The 12,800-nt window shown below is 64.8% G+C and carries 4 protein-coding genes; all 4 read left to right on the top strand.

The genetic code is table 11. From position 1 onward, the window contains the following. Window positions 1–16: 16 nt before the first annotated feature. The 4 genes from glgX to J7U37_RS15130 all read left to right on the top strand — a co-directional run bounded on the left by glgX (window position 17) and on the right by J7U37_RS15130 (window position 12,790). Complete coding sequence (gene glgX, locus J7U37_RS15145; RefSeq protein WP_247636252.1) at window positions 17–2,116, top strand: glycogen debranching protein GlgX; 2,100 nt, start codon at window positions 17–19, stop codon at window positions 2,114–2,116. Between the two features lie 417 nt (window positions 2,117–2,533). After that, window positions 2,534–4,336, top strand: a complete 1,803-nt coding sequence (gene treZ / locus J7U37_RS15140; RefSeq protein WP_247636251.1) for a malto-oligosyltrehalose trehalohydrolase — start codon at window positions 2,534–2,536, stop codon at window positions 4,334–4,336. After that, window positions 4,336–9,237: a malto-oligosyltrehalose synthase gene (locus tag J7U37_RS15135; protein ID WP_247636250.1), complete on the top strand. Its 4,902-nt coding sequence runs from the start codon at window positions 4,336–4,338 to the stop codon at window positions 9,235–9,237. The genes treZ and J7U37_RS15135 overlap by 1 nt, the downstream gene beginning before the upstream one ends. A gap of 172 nt (window positions 9,238–9,409) precedes the next feature. Further along, window positions 9,410–12,790: a maltotransferase domain-containing protein gene (locus tag J7U37_RS15130; protein WP_247636249.1), complete on the top strand. Its 3,381-nt coding sequence runs from the start codon at window positions 9,410–9,412 to the stop codon at window positions 12,788–12,790. Window positions 12,791–12,800 lie beyond the last annotated feature (10 nt).

Below are 12,800 nucleotides of genomic sequence, written 5' to 3'. Positions count from 1 at the left end.
GATGGCTACGGATAACATGATCGGCGTCGAAGACGGCGTGCCGGCGCCGTTCGGCGCCCATTTCGATGGGCGCGGCGTCAATTTCGCGCTCTTCTCGCAGCACGCGACAGCCGTCGATCTCTGCTTGTTCGACCACGGCGAACGCCATGAGACGCGCCGCATCCGCTTGCCCTGTCGAACGGACGACGTCTGGCACGGCTACCTGCGCGGCGTCTTCCCCGGGCAACTCTATGGCTACCGCGTCCACGGACCCTGGGACCCGGCGAACGGTCATCGGTTCAATCCCGCCAAATTGCTGCTCGATCCCTATGCGCGGGACATTCAGGGACGAATCCGCTGGCACGATTCGCTCTACGGCCACCGGCGGGGGGTTCAGCGGCCCGACCAGATCGATCGACGCGACAGCGCGGCGTTCATGCCCCGGGGTATCGTGACACCGCCGGAAGTTCCCGACCTCGCCGTCAGCCCAGTCCGGCGACCCTTGTCGCAGACCGTCATCTACGAAGCGCACGTCAAGGCCCTCACTCAGACCCACCCGGACGTTCCGGAAGCGGCGCGGGGTACCTACGCGGCCCTGGCCCACCCGGCGATCATCGAGCATCTGCTGAAGCTCGGCGTCACGGCGATCGAGTTGCTGCCGATCCAGGCCTTCGCCGACGATCGGTTCCTGGTGGAAAAGGGGTTGGTCAACTTCTGGGGCTACTCGCCGCTGAACTACTTCGCTGCAGACCCGCGCTATCGCGGGCCAGCCGGCATCGGGGGCCTGCGCGCCGCCATCCGGGAACTCGCAGCCGCCGAGATCGAGGTGATCCTCGATGTCGTCTACAATCACACGGCGGAGGCCGATCACAGCGGCCCGTCCCTGTCGTTCCGCGGCGTCGACAACGCCAGCTACTACAAACTCGATCCGAGCAATCCTCGCGACACACTCGATTGCACCGGGTGCGGCAATACCCTGGACCTCGACCATCCGCGCGTCATGCAGTTGGTCCTCGATTCCCTGCGCCATTGGGTGACCGCTTACGGGGTTGCGGGCTTCCGTTTCGATCTCGCGAGCAGCTTGGCGCGCAACCCGCATGATTTCAGCGCAAAGGCCGCCTTCTTCCAGGCCGTCGCCCAGGACCCGATCCTGGCGCACGTCAAGATGATTGCAGAACCCTGGGACATCGGTGCCGGCGGCTATCAGCTCGGTGGTTATCCCCGAGGCTGGAGCGAGTGGAATGACCAATTCCGCGATAGCATCCGGGGTTTCTGGCGTGGGGATCGCGGAACGCTCGCAAAAGTCACACAGGGACTCTCCGGTTCACGCGAGATCTTCGCCGCCTCCGGTCGCTGGCCCCTCGCCAGCATCAACTTCGCGGCGTCCCATGACGGCTTCACCCTGGCGGATGTCGTCGCCTACGAGGAGAAGCACAACCTCGCGAATGGCGAGGACAACCGTGACGGACACGGGCATAACCTCTCTCGCAACTACGGAGTCGAGGGTGGAACTGACGATCTTGCCATTCTCAACCTGAGGAACCGCCAGAAGCGCAATCTCCTGGCGATGGTGTTCCTGGCTCAGGGTGTTCCAATGCTGCTGATGGGCGACGAGCGATCCCGCAGCCAAGGCGGCAACAACAATGCCTATGCGCAGGACAACGCCACCAGCTGGATGGATTGGGAGACCGATCCCGACCCGAGCCTCGCCACGTTCATCGGCAACCTGACACGGCTTCGCCGGGAGCAACCGGCGCTTCGCCGTCGGGCCTATCTCACCGGTGCGTTCACCGAGAGCGAATCCCTGCGCGACGTTCACTGGCTCGCGCCCCAGGGGGCAGAAATGGGGGATCAGGATTGGGTCGACCCTGAGCGCCAAACATTCGGGATGCAGATCGGCAATGATCTACCGCAGGCCGATCGGCTCCTGATCCTGGTGAACGCGGCCGATACGCCGTGCGACTTCACCTTGGCGCCGGTCATCGGCGGGCCGTGGACCCTGATCTTCGATACCACCCGTCAGGCTGGGTCCGTGCCCGCCGGACAGCCCCTGTTCCCAGTCGGCGCCGGCGTCCACCTCGAGGCTCAGGCGGTCTACGTTCTGCGGGCCCGCCCGGCATCGGCTTACCGGACTTAGGTCGGACAGCCGTCTTCTCGGCACAACTTTTGACCGGCGGAGCCAGTGAGGCACCGATTCCGACCGCCTCTGCTCTGGGCTCCGGCCTACCTGCAGAGAGGTCTCAGACGCTCATGCGCCGGAAAGCTGTGACGTCTTGCGCTTCTGCGGTGACGCACCCCACCGCCGCTGCGGCGCCGAAATTTCGATTCCTGCGCAGCCACTGAAGAGGCGCGGGCGCGGTCATCCGCAGACCCTGATGGTCTACCAACCGGTGCGGCGCACAAGAGATCGATGCCAGATGGTTGTCGCTTCCGGGCCACGCTTCGTCGCGCGGTCGAAGCCGAAGGGAACAAGAGGCGGCGGCCCGGCTTCTGCAAGGTGCGACGGACGCTCACTGACCCCTGGCGAACGCGAGACACGGAAGATGACAGTCTGATGCGGCGCGCCCACAGCATGGCCTTCGGCAGCGAAGTGATGAAGGATGGCGTCCGGTTTGCCCTGTGGGCGCCGACGGCGAAGGACGTGGCCCTCGTCCTGGACGGAACAGATCACGCGATCCCGGATGCTGGCGAGGGATGGCGTGAAGTGACGGTGCCGGGGACGCGAAGCGGCGCGCGATACGGCTACCGCATCGATGGCGACCTCGTGGTGCCGGATCCTGCATCGCGTTTTCAACCGGACGACGTTTCGGGGCTGAGCGAGGTCATCGACCCGCGAGCTTATGAATGGACCGATTCCGACTGGACCGGACGTCCGTGGGAAGAGGTGGTCCTGTACGAGGTGCATGTGGGCACCGCGACCCCCGAGGGCACTTATGCGGCCCTTGAAGCCAAGCTCGACGATTTGCGCGACCTCGGCGTCACGGCGATCGAGCTTCTGCCGCTCGCCGACTTTCAGGGCACGCGAAACTGGGGCTACGACGGTGTGCTCCCCTATGCACCGGACGGTGTTTACGGTCGTCCGGAAGATCTTAAGCGTCTGATCGACAAGGCCCACAGTCTTGGCCTGATGGTGTTTCTGGATGCGGTGTACAACCACTTCGGCCCGACCGGGAACTATTTGAACGCCTACGCGAAGACGTTCTTCACCGAGCGCCATCAAACCCCGTGGGGCGCGGGAATCAACTTCGACGGTGAGACGAGCGGTCGTGTGGTCCGCGACTTCTTCATCGAGAATTCAATCTATTGGCTGGAAGAGTTACACTTCGACGGCCTGCGCTTCGATGCCGTTCACGCCATTCTCGATGATTCCGATAAGCATTTCATCGGGGAGCTCGCGGAGACCATTCGCGCTCGACTTCCAGGGCGTCACATTCACCTGGTGCTGGAGAACGAGGCCAACCAGGCCCGGTGGCTGGAGCGGAACGCCGATGGGCAGCCGATCCAGCACACTGCCCAATGGGCCGACGACCTTCATCATTGCTGGCACGTGCTGCTGACCGGTGAGGATGCCGGCTACTATGCCAGCTTTGCCGACAAGCCGGTGGCGCATTTGGCTCGCTGCCTGTCAGAGGGCTTCGCCTATCAGGGGGAGCCGTTCCCGACACTCGACAATCACCCGCGCGGCGAGCCGTCCGCTCACCTGCCTCCCTCGGCCTTCGTCACCTTCCTGCAAAACCACGATCAGGTCGGTAATCGGGCGTTGGGCGAACGTCTCAACACTCTCTGCGACCCTGAAAAGCTTGCGCTTGCCCGGGCTGGGCTGTTGCTCAGCCCCCAGATTCCCATGCTGTGGATGGGCGAGGAGTGGTCGGCGACGGCTCCATTCCTGTTCTTCGTCGATTTCGCGCCGGACGAAGACCTGAACAAAGCCGTCCGCGAGGGGCGGCGTCGGGAGTTCAAGAGCTTTGCAGCCTTTGCCGACGATACGTCGGTGATTCCCGATCCGACGGAGGAAAAGACCTTCACGGATTCCCGCATCGATTGGGCCGAGCGTTCCCAGCCTCCGCATCGCGCTGTGCTCGCGGACACGCGAAACCTCCTCCAGATCCGCCATCAATCCGTCGTGCCTCTCACCAAAACCCGCTACCTCGGTGCCGAAGTGACGCTCCCTCGGCCTGACGTCGTCGACTGCACGTGGAGATACGAGGGTGGCTTCCTGCGGTTCGTCGCCAATGTGGGGACGGACGACTTCGCGGCGGAGCGCAATGGCGGCCAGGTCATCTGGTCGAGCGGGACCGGAAACGGATCGATCGAACTCCCGTCGTGGACGGGTGTCTTCCTGACGGGTGTGAAGTGATGAGCCGCGACCTCGAACGCCTCGCCGACCTCGTCGGCGTCGCCGCCGGCTACACCGATGCCTTCGGACAGCCCGTCGACACATCGATCGAAGTTCGGCGCGGCATGATTGCGGCCCTGGGTTTCCCGGTTGGGTCTGACGCGGAGATCGCCGCGAGCCTTGCCGACGTCGAGGCCGTGCGCCGTGGCTTGATCCCGCCATTGATACCCGCGGAGGCACGCCGCGCTGCCAATGTGCCGATCCAAGTGCAAGGTGCCGCCGGAACATTGTCCTGGCGCCTCGAAGATGAGCGAGGACATCACCGCGAGGGTCGCGTCGCCGTCACGGGTCCGAGCTTCGAGCTGCCTCCCCTGACGCCCGGCTATCACCGTCTGAGCGTTCATCTCGGCGACCATCGGGCCGAGTCCTGGGTGATCTCTGCGCCGCAGCGATGCTGGCGTCCCCGGGCTTACGCAGACGAGGGCGCGCGGGACTGGGGACTGGCGGCGCAACTCTACGGATTGCGATCCCCCCACAATCTCGGGATCGGGTCCTACGTCGATGCCGGGCGCGCAGCGCGCGACGCCGGACTGCGGGGTGCCTCGTTCCTGGGGCTCAGCCCCGTGCATGCGTTGTTCGCGACGGATCGCACCAAGATATCGCCCTACTCCCCGTCGTCGCGGCTGTTTCTTGAGACTCTCTTCATCGAGCCCGGCGCGCTTCCGGGCTTCGTCGGGTCGAAGGCTGCGGAACTGCTTGCGTCGATGGCGGACCGGGTCGAGGCCCTGCGCGAAGCCAAGCTCGTCGAACATGCGGGCATCTGGGGCGTCCTTTCCCCGGTCCTGCGCGCTCTTTGGCAGGAATCGGCGGCGCGCGACGGTACGGACGCCCGGTTCGCAGCCTTCCGTGCGGCGGGAGGCAAGGACCTCGAAGCGCATGGGACCTTCGAAGCTCTCGCCGAGCATTATCAGGCGGACGGTGCTCAATGGCTCGGAGACTGGCCTGAGGAGATGCGCCGGAACGGCACCGAGGCGGTGCGCGCCTTCGCGGCCGAGCGGGCGGACGCGGTCACCTATCATATCTGGCTGCAATATCTGGCGGATCGGCAGCTCGAAGACGCCGCCAACGCGGCACTCGCCACCGGCATGCGCCTGGGACTCTACCGGGACCTCGCCGTCGGCGCCGATCGCGGCGGCTCCGAGATCTGGTCGCATCCCGAGCGTTTCGCCAACGGCGTGTCGATCGGTGCGCCGCCGGATCTCCTTGCTCCGAAGGGCCAGGATTGGGGCTTGCCTGCCTTCCATCCGTTGGAGATGGAGCGTGACGGGCTCGCCGCCTTCCGTGCGCTGGTGGTGGCGAACATGCGCCATGCCGGCGCGATCCGCATCGATCACGCTTTCCAGCTCGCGCGTCTGTTCCTGATCCCGGTGGGACGTTCGGCGAAGGAGGGCGCGTATGTCACCATGCCGTTCGAGCCGATGCTCGCCGTCCTGCGCCTGGAGAGCCATCGGGCCAAGTGCCTCGTCATCGCCGAGGATCTCGGTACGGCCCCGGAGGGGTTCTCCGACGCACTGATGCTGGCTGGCATCCTGAGCTATCGTATCCTCGCCTTCGAGCGGGAGGAGGGTGGTCGCTTCAAGCCGCCGGCTGCCTACCCGCGCGACGCCCTGACGGCGATCACCACCCATGACCTACCGACCTTTGTCGGTTGGTGGCGGGGTGTCGATACCGATACACGGCAGTCCCTGGGCCTGTACGATTCCGAGCGCGCCGACGCTGAGCGTCGCGAGCGCGTGGAGGAGCGCGCCCGTCTGACGGAAGCTCTTGCCGGCGAGCAGTTGCTCCCGAGCTACGATCCGCCCGAGGCGGCACCCTTCGAGGCGGCTGCGCGCTATCTCGGCCGCGCGCCATCGATGCTGACGGCCGTGCAGTACGAGGACGTCGTCTCAGAACTGTCCCAGGCCAATGTCCCAGGCTCCACCGAGGGCTACCCCAATTGGCGGCGCAAGCTCGATCGCACGTTGGAGAGCATCGCGGCGCCGGGCGGCCCGCTGGCGAAGCTCGCGGCTTCGCTCTCGGCCGAGGAACGCGGCCCTCGGTCCGGTGCCGCACGGCTTGCCTCCGCACCACCGCGCGCGACCTACCGCCTCCAGTTTCACAAGGACTTCACGTTCGCGGACGCGGAGAAGATCGTCCCCTACCTCGCCAAACTCGGTATCAGCCACGTCTACGCGTCGCCGATCCAGAAGGCGCGTCCCGGCTCGACGCATGGATACGACATCGTCGATCATTCGACGATCAACCCGGAACTCGGTGGAGAAGAGGGGTTCGCACGGTTCAGCGACGCCCTGCACGGTGCCGGCCTGAAGCTCCTTCTCGATATCGTGCCGAACCACATGGGCGTTGGCGGTGCGGACAATCCCTGGTGGCTATCGGTGTTGGAATGGGGTGGCCTCTCACCCTCGGCCGAAGCGTTCGACATCGATTGGTCGCGCCTCGGTGCCAAGAACAAGCTCGTGGTGCCCTTCCTGGGCGACCGCTACGGCGAGGCCCTGGAGAAGGGAACGCTGGAGCTGAAGTTCGACGCCGACAAGGGCGCGTTCAGCATCTGGCATTACGAGCACGAATTCCCGATCTGCCCGTTGCAATACCCGACGATCCTGAATCGGTCGCTGGCGGCGCTGGGTGATATCGAGGATGCGGCGGCCCTGGAGGTTCTCGGGATCTCCGAACGTCTGCGCCTGATGGGCGAGGAGACCAACGACGAACGCCGTCGCGCCTTCCCGGCGGAAGCCGAAGAACTGAAGGAACGCCTCGTCGAGGCCGTCGAAGCCTCTCCGGCCATCGCGGCGGCCATCGGGCGAACCCTGAAGCTGCTGAACGGCGCCAAAGGCCACCCGGACAGCTTCGGTCCGCTGCACCGGCTGCTGGAGCATCAATCCTTCCGGCTCGCCCATTGGCGAATCGCGGCCAGCGACATCAATTACCGCCGTTTCTTCGACGTGAACGGTCTCGCGGGTCTCCGCGTCGAGAAGTCCGACGTGTTCCAGCGCTCGCACGAAACCATTTTCCGCCACATCGCGGCCGGACGCATCGACGGATTGCGCATCGATCACATCGACGGCCTCGCGGACCCTCTCGGATACGCCCGTGCCCTCCAGGCCGCCATCGGACCCGGCTTCTACGTGGTGGTCGAGAAGATTCTCGAGCCCGGAGAGCGCCTGCGCCCGTGGCCCGTGGCCGGCACCACCGGATACGACGTGCTCAACCATCTCGACGGCATCCTCGTCGACCAGGGCAAGCGCGCCGAAATTCGTAAGCTCTACGAGAGCCGGACGCAGTTCGACGAGCCGTACAAGTTCATGCTTCGGGCGGCGAAAGCGGAAATCCTGGAGATCAGCTTCGCCTCCGAGCTCGAGGTGATGACGTCCGATCTCAAGGCCGTGGCGGATGCCGACCGCCGCACCCGTGATTTCTCGGTCAACGCGATCCGCCGGGCGCTGATCGAGATCATCGCCCGCTTCCCGACCTATCGCAGCTACCTGCCCGGCGACCTCGACGAGAGCGATGTCGAGGACGAGGACGTCCGCCTGATCGAGACGGCCGTGAAGAAGGCTAAGCGCTGGAGCGCCCTGCCGGACCGCTCGGTCCACGACTTCGCCGCAGACGCCATGCTCGGACGCATCGACGTGACGGGGCCGGGTCGGCCCGATCCCGAGGTGATCCTGCGCTTCCGCCGTCGCTTCCAGCAGCTCACCGGTCCGGTCATGGCGAAGAGCCTGGAGGACACGCTGTTCTATCGCTTCGCCGAACTGCTCGCTCTCAACGAGGTCGGCGGCGACCCGGGCGAGTACGGTATCGATGCCGAGCACTTCCATGCGCTTCAGGCCGCGCGGGCTCGCGACTGGCCGAACGCGATGATCACCACCGCAACCCACGACACCAAGCGTGGCGAGGACGCCCGGTCGCGTCTGCTCGCCCTGTCGGAACTACCCGAGGACTGGGCTGCGGCCTGGGACATCTGGACGACGCTTGCCCAACCGAATCTCACCGTGATCGACGAGGAAGCGGTGCCCGATGCCAACGATCAGTGGATGTTCTTCCAAGCCATTCTCGGAGCATGGCCGCTCGAACTTTTGGAACACGACGATGCCGGCGCCATCGAGGACTTCCGAAGCCGCCTGGACGCCTACGCCGAGAAGGCGCTTCGGGAATCGAAGCGTCGATCGAGCTGGGTCAACGTCGATGAAGGGTACGAGGGGGCCGTCCACGCTCTCTTCGCCAAGCTGATCGCGCCCGGCTCTGCCTTCCTGACACAGATGCGCCCCTTCGCCGGTCGTCTGGCCCACCTCGGCATGATCGCCGGTCTGGGGCGGACCATTCTGAAGGTGACGCTGCCCGGCCTCCCGGATACCTACCAGGGCACGGAGTTCTGGGACTTCTCCTTCGTCGATCCCGATAATCGCCGCCCGGTGGACTATCCGGCCCTGTCCCGTGCGCTCGATCAGGAGACATCGGCGGTCGACCTGTTGGCGCATTGGCCGGACGGGCGCGTCAAGCAGGCGACGCTCGCCAAACTGCTGATGGACCGTACCGCGCGTCCGAGCTTCTACGCGGATGCCGATTATCAGGCGATTCAGAGTTCGGGCCCCCGTGCGGATCATGTCATCGCATTCATACGTTCCGATGCGACAACGGGGGAGGGTGACCTTGTGGTCGCCATCCCGCGCCTGATTGCGGGGTTCGTCGGCGATGCGGTTTGGTCGAGCGAGCCTTTTGCCGGCACGAGCCTTTCGGTGACGCCGGGATCGGCCTGGGTCGATCTCGTGACAGGTGACGAGATCGTCTCGGACGACGGCCGGATCGAACTCGGACGGGCCTTTGCGCGTCTGCCCTACGCGGTCCTGAAGCGGACCCGCTAAGGATCGATTCAGTGCGTCCCGCAAGCGTGGGGCGCACTGCACGGATGAATACGGGGAAGCGTTCGGTCTTCGCCGTCACGGTTGCGCATCCTTCGGACTCGCCTCAAGCGCGTCCCCAAGTCCCTTCACGATGGGGCCTGGATGGTGATCGCAGGAACGAAATGGAGCACGCATGAACGCACCGAGCCCCGCCACGACCGCCGCCGCGCGGACCGCAGCCGGTCAGGTGCCGCTACCCGCCAGCCTTGCGCCGCGTGCAGAGGGGCCGCGGATTTATAACCTGTTCCCCCTCCTCGTCGGGCACATCTCGGCGTGGACCGCAGAGCTTCCGCGCATCGCCGCCCTGGGATTTGACTGGGTCTATCTGAATCCCTTCCACCAGACGGGTGGCTCGCGGAGTCTCTACGCGGTGGCCGACCCGGACCGCCTCGACGAGCGTTTCCGCGCTCAGGACGGCACCTCGGACGATGAGCAGATCCGTCGCTTCTGCGCCGCGGCCAGCGCGCAGGGCCTGAGTGTGATGACCGATCTGGTCATCAATCACACCGCCATGGATGGTCCCCTGGCTGCCCAGCGGCCGGATCTGTTCGTCAAGGATGCGGAAGGCAACATCGAAAGTCCCTACGCCGTCGATCCGGATGATCCGTCGAAGCGCACGGTCTGGGGCGACCTTGCCGAACTCGATTACCACGCGGAGGCATCGCGCCGGGAACTCACCGGCCTGTGGTCGGCCTACGTCAACCGCCTGCAGGATCTGGGCGTGCGGGGCTTCCGCTGCGACGCCGCCTACAAGGTTCCGGCGACCGTCTGGCGCGACGTCATCGCGGCCGCGAAGGCGCTGGAATCCGATTGCCTGTTCGCTGCCGAAACGCTTGGTTGCACGTTCGAGGAGGCTCAATCGACGGCCGGAGCGGGCTTCGACTATCTCTTCAACAGCTTCGCCTGGTGGGACTTGAAAGCCTCGTGGGCCCTCGAGCAATACGAACGTCTTCGCGTTATCGCGCCGTCGATCGCTTTTCCCGAGAACCACGATATGGCGCGTCTCGCGGCCGAGCTTGGCGATGATCCGACCCTCATCGCGATGCGGCTGAAGGCGCGCTACGCCTTGTCGGCGTTCTTCTCGGCCGGCGTGCTCATGCCGATTGGGTACGAGTGGGGCTATCGTCGATCCCTCCACGTGGTTGAGACGACCCCGGACACCCGTGAAACCGATACCGGGATCGACATTTCCGGATATGTCGCGGCGATCAACGCTTTGCGCGCGGAACTTCCCGCCGCCAATGTCGAGGGCGCCCAGGCACGCATCTCATCGCCGGACGCGCCCTATGCGGCGCTGCTCCGCTTCGATACCGGCCATGGCGCGTCGGCCCGCAGCGCCACGCTGATGCTCTACAATCCGACCGACATCTCCGTGGCGGTCGAGCCCGGTGTGTTGCTTGCCCGCGTGGGCGGCGGGCTCGGCGATTTCATCGACCGCACACCGGAGGTGGCACCGATCACGTTCCAGCCCGGCGTCGCTATGGCCCTTGCGCCCGGAGAGGTCAGAATCCTGGCCGCCGATCTCGCTGGGGCGATTCAGGCCCCGGAGCTTTCTACGCCCACGGGTGAAGGGCGGGTTGTGATCGAGGCCGTGATGCCCGAGATCGATGGCGGTCGCTCCCCCGTCAAGCGTGTCGTCGGCGAGAGTGTCCAGGTCACAGCCGACATCTTCAGTGACGGACACGAGATCATTGATGCCGAAATCCTGTCCCGCGTGGTCGGTCAAAGCGATTGGCGCGCCGATCGGATGGTGTTCGTGGACAATGACCGGTGGGGCGGGCACTTTCCGCTCCTCCGTAACGCCCGCTACGAGTTCACCATCCAGGCATGGCGTGACGGGTACTCGTCGTGGGTTCGCGATACGCTGAAGAAGCGCAATGCCGGCGTGGACGTCCGCCTCGAGACGATCGAAGGCGTGACCTTCGTGATGGGCGCGGCGGAAAATGCGCGGGGCTCCGACGGCGACAGGCTGAAGGCCCTCGTCGCGGATCTCGATGCGCAGGAAAGTGGCTCAGCCGCGCAGCTCGACCTGATGCTGGAGCCTGAGAACGCCAGTCTGATCCGCCGCCATGCACCGCGGATCAATCTCTCGCGCTACCCGGTGAACGTGCCGGTGATTGCGGACCGTCTCGCTGCGCGGTTCTCGGCTTGGTACGAAATCTTCCCCCGCTCGCAATCGATGGACGTCACCCGACACGGCACCTTCGACGATGTCATCCGACGGTTGCCGGAGATCCGCGAACTCGGCTTCGATGTGCTCTACTTCACCCCGATCCATCCGATCGGAAAGACCAATCGGAAGGGCAAAAACAACACCCTGACGGCTCTGCCGGGCGATGTCGGTTCGGTCTACGCGGTCGGTTCGGAGGAGGGCGGGCATGAAGCTGTTCATCCGGACCTCGGCACGCTCGACGATTTCCGTCGTCTCGTGGCCGCCAGTCACGCCTACGGCATGGAGATCGCCCTCGATTTTGCGATTCAGTGTTCGCCCGATCATCCCTGGATCAAGAACCACCCGGAATGGTTCGAGTGGCGCCCGGACGGGACGCTCAAGTTCGCCGAGAATCCGCCTAAGAAGTACGAGGACATCTCGAACGTTCACTTCTACGGCGGTGCACTGCCGTCGCTCTGGATCGAGCTGCGCGACATCGTGCTAGGGTGGGCCAAGCTCGGAGCCCGTATCTTCCGGGTCGACAATCCGCATACCAAGCCGATCCCGTTCTGGGAGTGGATGATCGCCGAGGTCAATGCCCGCTATCCGGATGTCATCTTCCTGGCCGAGGCCTTCACCCGGCCGAAGATGATGAAGAAACTCGCCAAGGCCGGCTACCAGCAGAGCTATACCTACTTCACTTGGCGTGACACCAAGCCGGAACTCATCGCTTATTCGACCGAGCTTGCAGGCGACATGGGTGAGTATTATCGCCCGAACTTCTTCGCCAACACGCCGGACATCAATCCGATCTATCTCCAGACGAGCGGACGTTCGGGTTTCGTCATACGAGCCACCCTGGCCGCGACTCTCTCCAGTGTCTGGGGCATCTACAACGGTTTCGAGATGTGCGAGGCCGAGCCCTATCCGGGGAAGGAAGAGTACCTCAATTCCGAAAAGTACGAGCTGAAGGCCTGGGACTATCACCGGCCCGGCAACATCCGCGACCACATCATCAAGCTGAACCACATCCGGCGCGACAATCCGGCCCTGTGGGATTTCCGGAACGTTACGTTCACGGGCGCCTACAACGATCAGATCATCGGCTACGCCAAGACCACGCCTGACGGCGACAACTGCATCTTCGTTCTCGTCAACCTCGATCCGCGGAACCGGCAGGAATGCACCTATGAGGTGCCTCTGTGGCTGCTGGGCCAGCCCGACGACGGCACCGTCGAGGTCGAGGATCTGCTGCTCGGATACAAGTTCGAGCTGCGTGGGAAATCGCATCGGATCGCCCTCGATCCCGCCGAGCGTTCGACGGTGATCTGGCGCCTCCGGGCACCAACCCGGATCGCCTGACTCGCGTGGC

The sequence above is a fragment of the Methylobacterium sp. 37f genome (assembly GCF_023093475.1).
Lineage (GTDB): Bacteria > Pseudomonadota > Alphaproteobacteria > Rhizobiales > Beijerinckiaceae > Methylobacterium.
The sequence above is the reverse complement of the archived record's forward strand: the minus strand, read 5'-3'. Positions and strand labels throughout refer to the sequence as shown.